The 15,514-nt window shown below is 71.9% G+C and carries 16 protein-coding genes, 1 tRNA gene and 1 pseudogene; 7 read left to right on the forward strand and 11 right to left on the reverse strand.

Translation table 11 applies throughout. The features are described from left to right. Positions 1-11 precede the first annotated feature (11 nt). The gene (gene rsmI / locus OCS65_RS21870) at positions 12-872 is read right to left on the reverse strand and encodes a 16S rRNA (cytidine(1402)-2'-O)-methyltransferase (RefSeq protein WP_006944930.1); all 861 of its coding nucleotides are present in this window, start codon (positions 870-872) and stop codon (positions 12-14) included. A gap of 71 nt (positions 873-943) precedes the next feature. Between rsmI and OCS65_RS21875 the strand changes: the two genes are divergently transcribed. Then, on the forward strand, positions 944-2,452 hold the full coding sequence (locus tag OCS65_RS21875) for a dolichyl-phosphate-mannose--protein mannosyltransferase (protein ID WP_170914054.1): 1,509 nt from the start codon (positions 944-946) through the stop codon (positions 2,450-2,452). On the opposite strand, the gene OCS65_RS21880 is transcribed toward OCS65_RS21875, so the two are convergent. From OCS65_RS21880 to mscL, 4 genes are all read right to left on the reverse strand, one after another. Then, the gene (locus tag OCS65_RS21880) at positions 2,403-2,963 is read right to left on the reverse strand and encodes an SAM-dependent methyltransferase (RefSeq protein WP_029542063.1); all 561 of its coding nucleotides are present in this window, start codon (positions 2,961-2,963) and stop codon (positions 2,403-2,405) included. The two genes, OCS65_RS21875 and OCS65_RS21880, sit on opposite strands and share 50 nt — an antisense overlap. Then, complete coding sequence (locus tag OCS65_RS21885; RefSeq protein ID WP_139310951.1) at positions 2,956-4,608, reverse strand: BCCT family transporter; 1,653 nt, start codon at positions 4,606-4,608, stop codon at positions 2,956-2,958. Before OCS65_RS21885 ends, OCS65_RS21880 begins: the two co-directional genes overlap by 8 nt. Positions 4,609-4,674: 66 nt before the next feature. Beyond that, on the reverse strand, positions 4,675-5,037 hold the full coding sequence (locus tag OCS65_RS21890) for a GntR family transcriptional regulator (RefSeq protein ID WP_006944937.1): 363 nt from the start codon (positions 5,035-5,037) through the stop codon (positions 4,675-4,677). Positions 5,038-5,119: 82 nt separating this feature from the next. Then, positions 5,120-5,545: a large conductance mechanosensitive channel protein MscL gene (gene mscL, locus OCS65_RS21895; protein WP_029542060.1), complete on the reverse strand. Its 426-nt coding sequence runs from the start codon at positions 5,543-5,545 to the stop codon at positions 5,120-5,122. A gap of 95 nt (positions 5,546-5,640) precedes the next feature. On the opposite strand from mscL, the gene arsC reads away from it, so the two are divergent. Further along, positions 5,641-5,988 (forward strand): arsenate reductase (glutaredoxin), encoded by a 348-nt coding sequence (gene arsC / locus OCS65_RS21900; RefSeq protein ID WP_006944940.1) that lies wholly within the window; start codon positions 5,641-5,643, stop codon positions 5,986-5,988. A gap of 34 nt (positions 5,989-6,022) precedes the next feature. On the opposite strand, the gene arcA is transcribed toward arsC, so the two are convergent. Further along, positions 6,023-7,228 (reverse strand): arginine deiminase, encoded by a 1,206-nt coding sequence (arcA, locus tag OCS65_RS21905; RefSeq protein ID WP_006944942.1) that lies wholly within the window; start codon positions 7,226-7,228, stop codon positions 6,023-6,025. Between the two features lie 116 nt (positions 7,229-7,344). Between arcA and OCS65_RS21910 the strand changes: the two genes are divergently transcribed. Next, the gene (locus OCS65_RS21910; protein WP_006944943.1) at positions 7,345-7,812 is read left to right on the forward strand and encodes a heme-binding beta-barrel domain-containing protein; all 468 of its coding nucleotides are present in this window, start codon (positions 7,345-7,347) and stop codon (positions 7,810-7,812) included. Positions 7,813-7,816: 4 nt separating this feature from the next. On the opposite strand, the gene OCS65_RS21915 is transcribed toward OCS65_RS21910, so the two are convergent. Beyond that, entirely contained in the window at positions 7,817-8,434 is a 618-nt protein-coding gene (locus OCS65_RS21915; RefSeq protein WP_006944945.1) for a response regulator, read from the reverse strand. Next, positions 8,431-9,612: a sensor histidine kinase gene (locus OCS65_RS21920; RefSeq protein WP_050034767.1), complete on the reverse strand. Its 1,182-nt coding sequence runs from the start codon at positions 9,610-9,612 to the stop codon at positions 8,431-8,433. The genes OCS65_RS21915 and OCS65_RS21920 overlap by 4 nt, the downstream gene beginning before the upstream one ends. A 112-nt stretch (positions 9,613-9,724) precedes the next feature. Here OCS65_RS21920 and OCS65_RS21925 point away from each other — a divergent pair. Further along, positions 9,725-10,795, forward strand: a pseudogene (locus OCS65_RS21925) (FtsX-like permease family protein). A gap of 95 nt (positions 10,796-10,890) precedes the next feature. Further along, positions 10,891-11,553, forward strand: a complete 663-nt coding sequence (locus OCS65_RS21930) for an ABC transporter ATP-binding protein (protein ID WP_263507602.1) — start codon at positions 10,891-10,893, stop codon at positions 11,551-11,553. Positions 11,554-11,556: 3 nt separating this feature from the next. Here OCS65_RS21930 and OCS65_RS21935 read toward each other — a convergent pair whose 3' ends face one another. The 3 genes from OCS65_RS21935 to OCS65_RS21945 all read right to left on the reverse strand — a co-directional run bounded on the left by OCS65_RS21935 (position 11,557) and on the right by OCS65_RS21945 (position 12,923). Further along, complete coding sequence (locus OCS65_RS21935) at positions 11,557-12,417, reverse strand: SDR family oxidoreductase (RefSeq protein ID WP_006944952.1); 861 nt, start codon at positions 12,415-12,417, stop codon at positions 11,557-11,559. Positions 12,418-12,593: 176 nt separating this feature from the next. Continuing rightward, positions 12,594-12,737 carry a hypothetical protein gene (locus tag OCS65_RS21940; protein ID WP_006944955.1) on the reverse strand — a complete coding sequence of 48 codons (144 nt, stop codon included), beginning with the start codon at positions 12,735-12,737 and terminating at the stop codon, positions 12,594-12,596. Positions 12,738-12,847: 110 nt separating this feature from the next. Further along, positions 12,848-12,923 (reverse strand) — tRNA-Ala (locus tag OCS65_RS21945). 99 nt (positions 12,924-13,022) lie between these two features. On the opposite strand from OCS65_RS21945, the gene OCS65_RS29830 reads away from it, so the two are divergent. Together OCS65_RS29830 and OCS65_RS21960 are read left to right on the forward strand one after the other, a co-directional pair. Next, a complete protein-coding gene (locus OCS65_RS29830; RefSeq protein WP_276558393.1) occupies positions 13,023-14,672 on the forward strand; it encodes a helix-turn-helix domain-containing protein in 1,650 nt (549 codons plus the stop codon). Then, the gene (locus OCS65_RS21960) at positions 14,669-15,460 is read left to right on the forward strand and encodes a class I SAM-dependent methyltransferase (RefSeq protein WP_006944958.1); all 792 of its coding nucleotides are present in this window, start codon (positions 14,669-14,671) and stop codon (positions 15,458-15,460) included. The genes OCS65_RS29830 and OCS65_RS21960 overlap by 4 nt, the downstream gene beginning before the upstream one ends. Positions 15,461-15,514 lie beyond the last annotated feature (54 nt).

Raw genomic sequence — 15,514 nt, forward strand, 5'->3', positions numbered from 1 at the left:
AGGGGCAGAGTCTACGACGACGGCTCGTCCTGCCGCGCGGCCAGTACCGCGTCGTACAGCTCGCGTTTGGACACCCCGGACGTCGCCACCTGCGCGCACGCGTCCTTCAGCCGCACCCCGTCCGACACCAGCCGTTCCACCTCGTCGACCAGCTCGGCCGGCTCCGCGATCTGCGCCGACGCGCCCTCGAGCACGACGGTGATCTCGCCGCGCGCCCCGTCGGCCGCCCACCGCGCCAGCTCGGCGAGCGTGCCGCGACGCACCTCCTCGTAGGTCTTGGTCAGCTCCCGGCACACCGCGGCGCGCCGCTGCCCGCCGAGCACGTCGACGGCGTCGGCGAGGCACGCGGCGAGGCGATGCGGGGCCTCGAAGAACACCACCGCGCGCGGCTCGGCGGCGAGGGTCTGCAGCCAGGCGCGACGGGCGCCGGCCTTGCGCGGTGGGAAGCCTTCGAAGCAGAACCGCTCGACCGGCAGCGCGGACAGCGCGAGTGCGGTGGTCACCGCGGACGGGCCGGGCAGGCACGTGACGGGCAGCCCGGCCGCGACGCACGCCGACACCAGGCGGTAGCCGGGGTCGCTGACGGACGGCATGCCGGCGTCGGTGACCAGCAGCACCGTCTTGCCGGCCTCGACGTCGGCGACCAACGCCGGCGTCCGGGCGGCCTCCACCTGGTCGTAGAAGCTGACCACCCGTCCGGTGACGGTGACCCCCAGCGCGGCGGCGAGCGCCCTGGTACGACGGGTGTCCTCGGCCGCGACGACGTCGGCGCTGCCGAGCGCGTCGCGGAGCCGTTTCGAGGCGTCGCCGATGTCGCCCATGGGGGTGGCGGCGAGCACGAGCCGGCCCTGTCCCGGATTGTCTGCCTGCATGCGTCTCAGCCTACGATCGGGGCGTGACCGTGACGGACGAGCGCCCTGCCGTGGCATCGGACCGCCGCCGGATGAACAGCCCGGGCCCGACGGTGCCCGCACCGGATTTCGGTCCGGTCGACCGCGGCCGGGGCTGGGTGGTGACGCTGTTCGTCACCGCGATCGCGGCGATCACCCGGTTCACGATGCTGCACTACCCCACCGACGCGAAGACGCCGGTGTTCGACGAGAAGCACTACGCCCCGCAGGGCTGGCAGGTGCTCACCGGCGGCGGGATCGAGGACAACCCCGGGTACGGCCTCGTCGTGCACCCGCCCGTGGGCAAGCAGCTCATCGCGCTCGGCGAGGCGCTGTTCGGTTACAACGGGTGGGGGTGGCGGTTCTCCGCCGCCGTCGCCGGGACGCTGCTGGTCCTGCTGGTGGTGCGGATCGTGCGGCGGCTGACCCGCTCGACCCTGCTCGGCGGCCTGGCGGGGATCCTGCTGATCGCCGACGGCGTCACGTTCGTCTCGTCGCGCCTCGGGATGCTGGACATCTTCCTGGCGCTGTTCGCGGTCGCCGCGTTCGGGTGCCTGATCGTCGACCGGGACGAGATGCGGGAACGCATGGCGCGCGTGCACGCCGAGGGACGCATCGCCGACACGGTGTGGGGTCCCCGGCTGGGCGTGCGGTGGTGGCGGTTCGGAGCCGGCGTGCTGCTGGGTCTGGCGGTGGGCACCAAGTGGTCGGGGCTGTATCTGATCGCCTTCTTCGGGCTGATGTCGGTGGCGTTCGACGTCGCCGCCCGCCGGGCCTACGGCGTGCAACGGCCGTGGCTCGGCACCGGGCTGCGCGACGTCGGTCCGGCGCTGTACGCGCTGGTGGTGGTGCCGCTCGGGGTGTACCTGGCGACGTTCTGGGCGTGGTTCGCCGGCGAGACCGGGGTGTACCGGCACGCGGTGGGTCGTCAGATCGGCACGGACGGGGCGTTCGCATTCGTGCCGGACGCCCTGCGGTCGCTGTGGTATTACAGCGCCTCCGTGCTCGAGTTCCACTCGGGGCTGACGAACTCGGCCGGCAACCTGCATCCCTGGGAGTCCAAGCCGTGGACGTGGCCGATGGGGTTGCGCCCGATGCTGTACTACTTCGCCGACGGCGAGCAGATCCGTGGGTGCGGCGGCGAGCAGTGCGTCAAGGCGGTCATGCTGGTGGGCACCCCGGCGATGTGGTGGCTGGCGCTGCCGATGCTCGCGTGGGGTGGGTGGCAGCTGCTGGTGCGGCGGGACTGGCGGTGGGCCGCGGTGCTCACCGGTTACACGGCGACGTTGCTGCCGTGGTTCGCGACGCTCGACCGGCAGATGTACTACTTCTACGCGGTCCCGCTCGCGCCCTTCCTGGTCATGGGGCTGGCGCTGGTGCTCGGCGACGTCCTCGGCTCGCCGCGGGCCTCGGCCGAGCGACGCTCGACCGGCCTGCTGGTCGTGTGCCTCTACGTCGGCCTGGTGGTGGCGAACTTCGTGTGGCTGTGGCCGATCCTCACCGCAGCGCCGATCACCGTGGAGACGTGGCAGCAGCAGCTGTGGCTGCCGAGCTGGCGGTGACGTCCGGCGGCGCGGCCCGCACGCCGACGGTCCGCTCGCGCTCGACGATGTCGACGATCGCGTAGCCGCAGCGCGAGAGCAGCGCGCTGATCCGCATGGACACCGGTCCGAGGGCGAGGCCGGGCGGCGGTTCGTCGAACACCCACAACTCGCCGGCGGGTCGCAGCAGCGATGCGACGGCCGTCGGCGCGGCCGGGTCCTCGCTGCGGAAACCGGGGACGTTGACGGCGAAGACCAGGTCGAACGATCCCGGCAGGTCGACGCCGGGGAATTCGCCGACGCGCAGTTCGGCGAGCCCGGCGTCGACTCCGTCCCGGTTGCGGCGACGAGCCCGATCGATCTGCGTGGCCGAGCGGTCCACCCCGACGACCCGGCCGCGGCGGCGCAGCCGCTCGCACACGAGCGCGACGGCGACACCCCCACCGCAGCCGATCTCGAGCACGTCGCTGCCCGGCTGCGGGTCCATGGCCTCGACCGCGAACGCGATCCGCGCCGGCACGGCACTACTCATTCGAAGTCCGTTCTTCTCCGCGCCGCGCCGGGGACCGGTACTCGGCGCGGCGCAGCAACCGCCGACCGCGTGGGGACACCAGTGGGTCCCGCGACAGGTCCCGGTACAAGGACACGCACAGACCCACCATGACGAGCACGAACGGCGCCGCCGCGATGATCGTCATGGTCTGCAAGGCGGTGAGGGCATCGGCACCGCCCGTCCACAGGAGCAGGGCGGCGACGCCGCCGGTGAGCACGCCCCAGAACACCACGACCCGACGGTGCGGGGAGAGTGTGCCGCGCTGGGACAGGGTGCCCATCACGATCGATGCGGCGTCGGCCCCCGAGACGAAGAAGATGGCCACGAGCACCATCACGACGGCGGCCGAGATCGTGAACAGCGGCAGATTGTCGAGCATGCCGAACAACTGCGCCTCGGTCGTGCCGACGTCGGCCAGGCCGAGGCCGTCGCGCTGCTCGCCGATGGCCGCACCACCGAACACCGCGAACCACACCAGGCTCACCGTGCTGGGAACGACGATGACCCCTACGACGAACTGGCGGACCGTGCGGCCACGGCTGATGCGGGCCAGGAACATCCCGACGAACGGCGTCCACGAGATCCACCATGCCCAGTAGAAGACGGTCCACGCGGAGAGCCACTCGGCGACCTCGGGGCTCGACGCCGCGGTACGAGCGGACATGCGGGCCAGATCGGCGGCATAGGCGCCGAGAGTGGTGGGTACGAGATTCAGGATCAGCACGGTGGGACCGACCACGAAGACGAACGCGGCGAGCGCGAGCGCGAGCACCATGTTGATGTTGGACAGCCACTGGATGCCACGAGCCACACCGGACACCGCGGAGGCGACGAAGGCTGCTGTGAGCAGCGCGATGATCGCCACGAGCAGCAGCACCCCCGTCTCCTCGAGCCAACCGGTCACCGCGAAGCCGGACCCGATCTGCAGGGCCCCGAGGCCGAGCGAGGCAGCAGTGCCGAACAGCGTGGCGAACAGGGCGAGGATGTCGATGACCTTCCCGGCGGGTCCCTCGGCGCGGCGGCCGAGCAGCGGCAGGAAGGCGGAACTGATCAGCTGCTTACGCCCCTTGCGGTAGGTGCCGTAGGCGATGGCCAGACCCACCACGGCATAGATCGACCACGGGTGCAGGCTCCAGTGGAACATCGTCGTCGCCATCGCCGGTCCCACGCCCCCGGCTGTGCCCGGCGGCGGGGTCACGAAATGGGCCAGGGGCTCGGCGACACCGAAGAACATCAGGCCGATGCCCATACCGGCGCTGAACATCATCGCAATCCAGCTGACGGTGCGGAACTCCGGCACCTCGTCGTCCTTGCCGAGCGGGATCCGTCCGAACCGGCTCAGGGCCAGCCAGATCGAGAAGACCACGAAACCCGACGCGGTGAGCACGAACAGCCACCCCAGGTTGACCACCAGCCAGTCCAGTACCGCCCCCGTCACGGCGGCGAAATTGTCCGGTGCGAGCAGCCCCCAGACGACGATCGACACCACGATCAGGGCCGTCGGGACGAACACGGCCGGATCGATCACCGGTGCGGTCCGTCGGCGCAGCCCTCCCGGGCGAACCGAAACGAGCCGGCCACGCTGAGCGTCGTGCGGATCCGTCGGTTCGTCCGAAAGGCCCATGATGTAAACCTCGTCCACTTCCCTGCGGAGCGCAACCGTCACCGCTCCAGGGGGAAGTCGGACGAGTCACGCGCCCCGCAGCGCCGCGACGACGAATTCGAGCACCTCGTCGTCGGACATGCCGAGGGTGCGCAGTTCGCGGACGTAGCCGGTGGCGGCGCGCTGGGCGAGCGTGCGGGTGGGGTCACCGGACTCGGCGACGAACGTGCCCGCCCGGCCCCGAGTCTCGATGATGCCGAGATGCTCGAGCTCCCGGTAGGTCTTGGCCACGGTGTTCGGGGCGATGCCGAGGTGTTCGGCCAGCCCGCGGACGGTGGGAAGCTTGGTGCCGGCGATCAGCTCGTCGCGCCGCACCATCGTGACGATCCGCTGGCGCAGCTGCTCGTACGGCGGGACCGGCGAGTCGGGGTCGATGACGATGTCGAGCATCGGGGCGTCCTCAGGTGGGCAGGTGGTGCGTCGAGGCTAACAGTGCGGGCCGACCGTCCCCGACTGCGCCGCGGGGGCCGCCTCAGACCCGCGCCCTGTCCTCGTCGGCGTCCGCGGCCCGGGTGTAGCTGCCGGTCTCGAGCAGGTCGCGGATCTGGATCAGCAGGTCGGTCTCGCTCAGCGGCTTGTCGCCCTCCTCCTTGGGGGCGAACCGGGCCTTGGCGGTGTTCACCGGCAGGATCAGCACGAAGTAGACGACCGCGGCGATCAGCAGGAAGTTGATCACCGCCGACACCACGGCACCGATGTTGACGAACGTCTCCGGGCTCGAGGTGATCTGGAATCCCCAGCCGTACTCGTTCGCGCCGCCCACCGAGGCCACGAGCGGGTTGACGATGTGGTTGGTGAAGGCGGTGACGATGGCCGTGAACGCGGCACCGACGACCACCGCGACGGCGAGCTCGACCACGTTCCCGCGCAGCAGAAAATCCCGGAATCCCTTCAGCACGACACCTCTCCTGTCCTTCACCGACGCCGGGACGATGGTAGAGACCGGCCGCGCCGCACTCAACCGGAGCGGGTGCGGCACGGCAGAATGTGGCCATGGCAACGACCGCGACGATCTACCACAACCCCCGGTGCAGCACGTCCCGCAACACCCTGAAGGTGCTGCAGGAGGCGGGCCTCGAGCCGACCGTCGTCAAGTACCTCGAGACCCCGCCGTCGCGCGACGGGCTGCGCAAGCTGCTCGACGACGCAGGACTCGTGCCGAGCCAGGCGATCCGGCGGAAGGAGGCACTGTTCGCGGAGCTGAACCTGGCGGACGCCTCCGAGGACGAGCTGCTCGACGCGATGGTGAAGCACCCGATCCTCATCGAGCGGCCGATCGTGGTCACCGACAAGGGCACCGTGCTCGCCCGTCCGGTGGAGAAGGTGCGCGAGATCCTCTAGGGTCCTGCCCGCTCGCCCGCGCCGGACGCGCCGGTCAGCCGCGGGCGAGCGGGCAGGACATGCAGCGCGGCCCGCCGCGTCCGGAGCCCAGTTCGGACCCGGCGATCCGCAGCACCTCGATGCCCGCGTCCTCGAGGCGGGTGTTGGTCTCGATGTTGCGTTCGTAGGCGACCACCACGCCGGGCGCGAGGGCGAGGGTGTTGTTGCCGTCGTCCCACTGTTCACGCTCGGCGACGACCGGATCGAGGCCGGTGTCGATGACGCGGAGCTTCTCGATGCCCATCGCGTCGGCGGCCGCCTCGAGGAACCCGCGCGGCCCGCCGATCCGGACGTCGCCGTTCTCCCGGCGCAGAGTGAAGGCCTGCAACGTTTCCCGCACCGCGGGGTACATCACCACGGCGTCGACGTCCACCATGGTGCACACGGTGTCCAGATGCATCGAGGCCCGCTGCTGCGCGATCGGCACCGCCAGCACGGTGTGCGCGAGACCGTCCTCGAAGACGCTGCGCGCCAACGCTTCCGCACCCGCCGGTGTCGTGCGCTCCCCCACGCCCACGGCCACGACTCCCGGGCCGAGCAGCAGCACGTCGCCGCCCTCGACCGGCGCCGTGTGCGATTCGTAGGCGCGGCGCACCCCCAGGAACCGCGGGTGGAACGCGTAGATCAGGTCGGTGATCGAGGCCTCCCGGCGCCGGGCCGGCAGTGCCAGGGTGGGGATCGCGACCCGCGGGCCGATCCAGAACGACGAGTCGCGGGTGAACAGCAGGTTCGGCAGCGGCTCGATCACGAAGTCGGCTCCGTGATGCATCAACCGCACCAGCGACGGCGCGGCTCCGAGGCCCGCGACGGGCAGTTCGTCGAACGTCATGCCCGCGACGAGGACGCGGGTGAGATCCGCGGCGGACATCGCGCGCAGGTGCGCGGCGAGTTCCTGCGCCAGCCCGTGCCCGAGCCGGCGCGGATCCACCGCGGACGACACCCCCTGGACGCGGGCGGCCCCGCTGACCTCGAGGGTCTCGGTGAGCAGGTCGGACAGGAGCAGCACCTCCACCCCCCGCCCGCGCAGCAGGTCGACGAACGCGTCGTGTTCCTCCTGCGCCCGCGCCACCCACGGCAGCGCGTCGAACAGCAGCTGGTCGTTGTTGCGGGGAGTCAGGCGTTCGAGCTCCGCGCCCGGCCGGTGCATCAGCACCGCCCTCAGCGACCCCACCTCGGAATCCACACCCAGCTGAGCGTTCATGAATAAGACCGTAATGCCGCGGCCCGCCGCGCGGCGCGCCGAAACTCCGCGAAGCCGGCCGGGCGCCCGCCCGGCGATGGCAGGATCGACGGTGCCCGACGACCGAGGAGACCCACATGACCGACACCGGCCCGCTCGGTGATCTCGCCGCCTTCGCCGGCCGCTGGGTGGGCGGCGGCGAAGGCCACTACCCCACCATCGAGGACTTCACCTACAACGAGACCATCGAGTTCACCCCCACCCCGGGCAAGCCGTTCCTGATGTACGTCAGCCGCACGAAGAACCCGGGCACCGGTCAGCCGATGCACACCGAGAACGGATACCTCCGTCTCGCCGATCACGAGGTGGAGCTGCTCGTCTCCCAGCCGACCGGGTTCGTGGAGATCCAGCGGTCGCGGCTCACCCACGGCGTCCTCGACTTCACCACCGTGCACCTCGAGCGCTCTCCCCACGCGAAGCCGGTGCACGAGCTGCGGCGGCGGTTCGTCCTCGACGGCGACGAACTGTCCTACGACCTGTGGATGGCGCACGCCCAGACCCCGCTCACCCACCACCTGCACGCCCGGCTGCGACGCGCCGGATAACCGTTCACAGCAGGCCGCGCTCGCGCGCCGCCGCGACCGCCGCGGTGCGCGAATCCACGCCCAGCTTCGAGAAGGCATGCACCAGATGGGACTTGACGGTGGCCTCGCTCACGAACAGTTCCTTGGCGACGGCCCGGTTGGAGAGCCCCCGCGCCACCGCGCCGAGCACCTCGATCTCGCGGGCGCTCAACTCCACCCGCGGCGTCTGCATGCTGCGGTAGAGCCGTTGCGCCACACCGGGATCCAGCACGGTTTCGCCCCGGGCGGCCCGGGCCACCGCGTCGACGAGCACGGCCGGGTCGGCGTCCTTGAGCAGATACCCGGCCGCCCCCGCCTCGACCGCGCGCAGGATGTCGGAGTCGGTGTCGTAGGTGGTCAGCACCAGCACCTTCGGCGGATCCGGCGCGGAAGCCAGTTCGGCCGTCGCCTGCGCCCCGTCCATCCCGGGCCCGAGCCGCAGGTCCATCAGCACCACGTCCGGGCGGTGCGCCGCGTTCTGCGCGACGGCCTCCCGACCGGACGCAGCCTCGGCCACCACCTCGAGCCCGGGCTCCGACGCGAGGAGGGCACGCAGCCCCGCCCGCACAACGGGATGGTCGTCGACGAGCAGTATCCGGATCACGGCAGCACCCGCACGGGAAGCGTTGCCGCCACGGCGGTTCCGTCGCCCGGCGCCGACTCGAGGAACACCGTGCCGCCCAGCTCGGCGAGCCGCTCCCGCATGGCGGTGAGCCCGAACCCACCGCCCGAGCCCGCGTCGCGGACGTCGAAGCCGACGCCGTCGTCGACCACGTCGAGCCGGACCTCGTCCGGGGTGTAGGCGAGGGTGACCCGCACGCGGCGCGCGTGGGCGTGCAGCCGGACGTTCGCCAGCGCGCTCTGCGCCACCCGCAGCAGCGCGACGTCGAATCCCGTGGGCAGCGGCAACGGTTCGCCGTCCACGCGCAGTTCCGCGTCGATGCCGGTGTCGGCACGCAACCGGTCCAGGATGCGGCCGAGGGCCGCCGCGAGCGGCGCATCGTCGAGATCGGACGGTCGCAGCTTGTCGACGACCCGGCGGGCCTCGACGAGATTGCGCCGTGCCGTCTCCTCGATCCGGCCGAGCAGCGCCGCGGTGTCGTCGCCGGCCCGCAGCCCGGCGCGGGCGAGCAGCAGGATCGACGAGAAGCCCTGGGCGAGGGTGTCGTGGATGTCGCGGGCCAGCCGGGCCCGCTCGGCGGTGGCACCGGTCTCCCGCTGCAACCGCACCAGCTCGTCCTGGGCGTCGAGCAGTTCGCGGTGCGCCTCGGTGAGCTCGGCGAGCAGCGCGTCGCGCTGCTCGGCGTCGCGCACGAGCTGCCGGTAGATCAGGGCCGTGCCGGACGCGACGAGCGCCCCGAACAACGGGCCGACGACGGCGGCCGTGGCGTTGGCCGTGCCGTGGCCCAGGCTCGCGGCGATCGCTACCGCCGTCAGAGCCGCCGTCGCGGCGAACGCGGCGATCGTGGGCAGCAGGTGGAAGCACAGGAAGAACAGCGCGAAGGCGAGCCACACGAAATCCGGTGCGAGCACCACCAGCGCCAGCCAGCCGGCCAGCAGCACCGCCAGCCAGATCCCGCCGCGGGACCCGCGCCGGGCGAACCACAGCCCCGAGATGTACCAGGCGAATTCGGCGCCCGCGAGGACCAGCACCCCCGGGGTGCCGCCGCCGCGCAGCACCCCGACGAGCAGCAGCAGTACGAACAGCGCGTGCTGGCCCAGCTGCATCGCACGCAGCACCGGGACCGTCCCCTCGGGGCGGTGCTGTCGGGCGGTCTGCATTTCACCGACGCTAACACCGCCGCGCACGCCGCCGCCTCCCACTTTCGATTGATCCGGGAACCCATCCACCGAGCGATGCGCCGGCATCGCCGCACCGGGCACCGTGGAACTCATGTTCCTCGCACTGCGCGATCTGCGCTTCGCCACGGGGCGCTTCGCCGTCATGTCGGCGGTGCTCGTCCTGGTCTCGTTTCTCGTCGTCATGCTCTCCGGCCTCACCGCGGGCCTGGGCAACCAGTCGATCGCCGCGATCCGCGGCATCGGCGCCGATCACTTCGCCCTCGACGGCGGTGACGCCGATCCGTCCGACCTGTCGTTCGGGGAGTCCACCGTCACGGACGCGCAGCGCACCGCCCTCGCCGCGCAACCCGGCGTGACCGACACCGCCGTGCTCGGCGTTGCCCCCTGACGCGTCGGTGCGGGCGGGCGCGAGGTGATGGCGGCACTGTTCGGGGTCGCTCCCGGTTCCTTCGCGGCACCGGCGGCCCTGCGCCCGGCGACGGCGGCGGTCGACGCGCAACTCGCCACCGACAACGGCTGGACGCCGGGCACCGTCCTGACCGTCGGCGGGCGGGAGGTCACCCTCACCGCTCTCGTCGAGGGCTCCTACTACAGCCATCAGCCCGTGGTGTGGCTCGACCTCGGCACCTGGCGCGAACTCCCCGCGACGGCCGGCGCCGACGGGACGGTGATCGCGCTGCGGACCGGTCCCGGGTTCGACACGGCGGCGGCCGCGGCCGCGACCGGCACGAGCGTCCTCGACACGTCCGCGACCCTGAACACCGTCGGCTCGTACACCTCCGAACGCGGGTCGCTGCTGCTGATGCAGGGCATGCTGCTCGTCGTCGGCGCCCTCGTCGTGGGTGCGTTCTTCACGGTGTGGACGGTCCAGCGCAGCCGGGACATCGCGGTGCTGCGCGCGGTCGGCGCCTCCACCTCCTACCTGCTGCGCGACGCCCTCGGACAGGCCGCGGTGGTGCTCGTGCTCGGCACCGGCCTGGGCACCGTCGCCGCGACAGCCGCGGGAGCGGCCGCAGCCACCGTCGTGCCGTTCACGCTGAGCGCGGCCACGACCGTGCTGCCGTTCGTCGCGCTGGTCGGGGTCGGCCTCCTCGGGGCCGCGGCGGCCGTCGCACGCATCGGCTCCGTCGACCCGCTCACCGCGCTCGCCGCGGCCCACTGAGCTGTTCGAGACACCGACGCTGTTCGAGACACCGACGCTGTTCGAGACACCGACGCTGTTCGAAAGACACCGACCCGTTCGAGAAAGGCACCACCATGAGCGTGCGGCTCACCGACATCGTCCTCACCTATCCCGACGGCGACGCCACGCTGCGCGTCCTCGACGGCCTGGACTTCCACGCCGAGCCCGGCGAGACGGTCGCCGTCACCGGTCCGTCCGGATCCGGCAAGTCGAGCCTGCTGGCCGTCGCGGGGCTGCTCACCGTGCCCGACTCCGGGCGGGTCGTCCTCGACGGCGTGGACACCACGGGCCTCGACGCGGCGGCCCGCACGCGGCTGCGGCGCGAACGGATCGGCTTCGTGTTCCAGCAGGCGAATCTGCTTCCCTCGCTGACCGCCACCGAACAGCTCTCGCTGATCGCGCACCTGAGCGGGCGCCGGCTCGACCGGGCCCGCGCCCGCGACCTGCTCGCCGCGGTGGGCCTGACGCAGCAGGCCGACCGCCGCCCGCACCAGCTCTCCGGCGGGCAGCGGCAGCAGGTCGCGATCGCCCGGAGCCTGGTCAACGATCCGGCGGTGCTGCTGGTCGACGAGCCGACTTCGGCGCTGGACGCCGAGCGCAGCCGGGAGATCGTCGAGCTGCTCGAACGGATGGCACGCGAACGCGACGTCGCCGTCGTGATGGTCACGCACGATCGGGAGGCGCTGCGGGCGGGAACACGGCTGCGCGAGTTCGCCCTCGACAAGACGCCCGCCTGAGCGTCACCGGCGGGTACGCACCGCCTCGAGCGTGCGGGAGAAGTAGTTGTTGGCGAGCTGCATCACCACGTTGTACGGAGGCGCGAACTTGCGGGCCCACCAGTAACCGAAGCGCACGTCGAACGACGTGTACACCAGGAAACGGTTCTTCCGGATCCCGGCGAGGATGCACCCGGCGACCTTCTCCGGCGACGCGGCGTGCCGCTCGAACCGCGAGGTGAGCTTTCGGGCAGCCGGATGGTCGCGGTCCACGCCGACGATCTGCACCGAGTTCACCAGCGGGGTACGCACGGCGCCGGGCACGACGAGCGAGACCCCGATGCGGTGCCGGTGCAGGTCGAAGCGCAGCACCTCGGAGACCCCGCGCAGGCCGAACTTGCTCGCGCTGTACGCCGCGTGCCACGGCAGGGCCAGCAGGCCCGCCGCGGAGGAGACGTTGACGAGGTGCCCGCCGCGGCCGGCCTCGATCATGGGGGGCACGAAGTTCTCGATGACGTGGATCGGGCCCATCAGGTTGACGTCGACCATCTGCTTCCAGTGGCGGTGCTCGAGGGCGTCGACCGTGCCCCACACCGACGTTCCGGCGACGTTGGCGACCACGTCGAGGGCGCCGGCGCGGTCGTGGACGTCGGCGGCGAAGGCGGTGACCGCGTCGTAGTCGGAGATGTCGAGGGCGGCGGCGTGCAGCACCGACCCACCCCCTTCGCGCACCGTCCGCACCGTGTCGTCGAGACCGTCGGCGGCGAGGTCGGTGAGCACCAGTTCGGCACCCTCCGCGGCGGCGGCCAGGGCCAGCGCCCGGCCGATGCCGCTGGCCGCCCCGGTCACGAGGAACTTCCGGCCCCGCAGGTCCTTGATCGCCATCTCCGCCCCCGATTCGTCGTGTGCGGGTCACCTTAGCGCGGCGCGATCCGCCGCGGCGCCGCGCGGGCGCCGCGGTGAGAGCGAGGGGCTGAGGGCGTATGGGACCGCCGGCCGCGCGCTCGACAGTGCGTGTGCGCGACGAATGCGCGCGGGCGGCACCGATGCGCGCGGACGGCTCAGAGACGCTGGGCCATCTCCTCCTGGTACTTGCGGATCGTCTCCTCGATGCCGTCGGCGTCGGCCTCGCGCCCTTCGCTGCGGGCGCTGTCGGCACGTTCGCGGAGCACTCGAATAGCGCGCCGCAGTTCGTCGTCACTCATTCTGTGTTCCATGTCACACAGTCTCCCCGACCGCGGGCCGGTTCGGCCGGCAATCGGCGGCACGGCATCGACGACGAAGGGCGCCTCCCTGTCCGGGAGACGCCCTTCGGTGGTGGAGCTGAGGGGAATCGAACCCCTGACCTCTTCGATGCGAACGAAGCGCGCTACCAACTGCGCCACAGCCCCGCAGGTTCCGTTCGGAACCGCTCGCAAACTGTAGCAAACCAGCGAGCCGGAGACGAAATTGCGGTATCGGCACAGGTCACGGCGGCGGACAATCGACATGTGGATGCAGTGCGCCTCCGCGGGGACCAGGCCCTGCGGGAGGGTCGGTGGGCCGCCGCGCTGGCCGACCTGACGTCGGTGGCGGCCGCGACCGACGATCCGGCGGCGTGGCTCGGCGTCGGCGAGGCGTCGTGGTGGCTCGGGCGCCTCGACGACAGCGTCGCCGCCTATCGCAGGGCCTACACGACGGCTCTCCGGAGCGGCGACCGAGAGAGTGCGGTTCGCTGCGCGGCGTGGCTGAGCATCAGCTACACGTCCGATTTCGGCAACCGGTCGGTGGCCCACGGTTGGGTCCGCCGGGCGCAGCGACTGCTGCCCGAGGGTGCACCGGGCGCGTTGCACGCCCTGGTGTGGGTGGCACACGCCCACCGCCTGCTCCCGGACGCCGCAGCGGCCGGACCGTGGGCGGCGCGCGCCCTGGACGCCGCACACCGATGCGGCGACCGGGATCTCGAACTGGTGGCACTCGCCCAGTCCGGTCACGTGGCTGTGGCCCGGGGCGACCTGGAACCCGGATTCGCGCTGCTGGACGAGGCCGCGGCGGCCGCTCTGGGCGATGCGGACCGCCGATTCGACACCGTCGTGTTCGTCTGCTGCGACATGCTGGGCGCGTGTGCGCTCGCCGGCGACACCCGTCGCGCCGACGAGTGGTGCCGCGTCGCCGAGGACTTCACCTCCCGCTGGGGGTGTCCCTTCCTGTACGTCGAGTGCCGCACCCTCTACGGGGCATTGCTGCTCACCGCGGGCCGTTGGGCGGAGGCGGACCGGCTCCTGACGGCGGTTCTCACGCTCGACGAGAAGGTCTGCCCCGCCGTCCACGCGCGCGCCGTCGCGGCCCTCGCCACGCTCCGGGTCCGGCAGGGGCGGCTCGACGAGGCCCGGGCGATGCTGGACCGATCCCGCCGCCCGACCACGGAATTGGACACCGCCCGCGCCGAGGTCGCCCTCGCCGACGGCGATCCCGCAACCGCCCGGCGGCTGCTCGAACGTCACGGCACCACGTCCCTGCTGTGTGCCCGGGCCCAGGCGGCCACGGGCGACCTGAACGCGGCGACGACCACCGCGGCGGCGCTCGATCCCGACGGTCCCGAGGCGGTGGAGGCGTCGGCGCTGACTGCCGCGGCGCAGGGCTGCGTGGCGGCCGCGGTCGATGCCTTCGAGACGGCCGCCGCTCGCTGGGCGGACCGCTCGGCGCCGTTCGAGGAGGCCCGATGCCTGCTCGAACTGGCCGCGTCGGCGATGAACGACGATCCTGTCCTCGCGACCGCACGCGGGCGAACGGCGGTGACGATCTTCCGGGAACTCGGAGCCGTCGCCGCCGCGGACCGTTCCGCGGCCCTGTTGCGGCGTCTCGGGGTGCGCGGCGCCGGCATCCGCGCCACCACTCGCGCCGGCCCGGATCTCGACAGCGGCCTCACCGCCCGCGAACGCGAAGTACTGGACCTGCTCGCGAGGGGTTTGACGAATCCGGAGATCGCCGGCCGGCTGTTCGTCTCCCGCAAGACGGTGGCGCACCACGTGAGCCACATCCTCCGCAAGCTCGGCGTGCGGAACCGCTCGGAGGCCGCCGCGTATGCCGCCGCCCACCCGGAAGATGGGTCACCTGCCCGATGCGCGGCACCCGGGCGCGGCGCCATCCTCGGTGTATGACGAACACAAGCGAGAACTTCGGGATTTCACCGGCGGCCGCGGAGGTGTACGAGTCACGCTTCGTACCCGCGATCTTCGCGCAGTGGGCGCCACGGCTGCTGGACCAGGCTGCGATCACGACGGGCACGCGGGTGCTGGACGTGGCATGCGGAACCGGGATCGTCGCGCGCGTAGCCGCCGACCGGGTAGGCCCGTCGGGACGGGTGGTCGGTGTCGATGCCAGTGAGGCCATGCTGGCGGTGGCACGTCGGTTGCGTCCCGACCTCGAATGGCACCGGGGTGACGCCGGCGCGCTGCCGTTCGCGGACGGTTCGTTCGATGCGGCGCTGTGCCAGATGGCGCTGATGTTCTTTCCCGATCGTGCACGGGCGCTGCGCGAGATGCGCCGCGTGGCGACGGAGATGGTCGCCGTGTGTGTGCCGGCCGCGTTGGACGAGCAGCCGGCATACCGAGACTTCGTCGACGTCGCGGTGCGGCACGCCGGCCCGCCCGCGGCATCCCTCCTGGGCACCTACTGGAGTTGCGGGGACCGCGACGAACTACGGGGATGGTTCCGCGACGCCGGACTCACCGTCGATCGGTTCACCACGCACACCGGAAGCGCGCGGTTCCCGTCCGTGGATGCGATGGTGGCGACCGAGGTCGAGGGCAGCCCGTTGATCGAACGGCTCGACGCCGGAACGTACGAGGCGATCACCTCGGAGGCCCGAACGGTGCTGGCCCGGTTCACCGACCCGGACGGCTCGGTGTCGGCGCCTCTCGTGGCACACATCGTCACCGCGCGCTGAATACGCCCCGCTCCGAGCGAATGTATCGCCCGCTACCGCTGAGGAGATGAACGA

Source organism: Rhodococcus aetherivorans (genome assembly GCF_025722975.1).
Lineage (GTDB): Bacteria > Actinomycetota > Actinomycetes > Mycobacteriales > Mycobacteriaceae > Rhodococcus > Rhodococcus aetherivorans.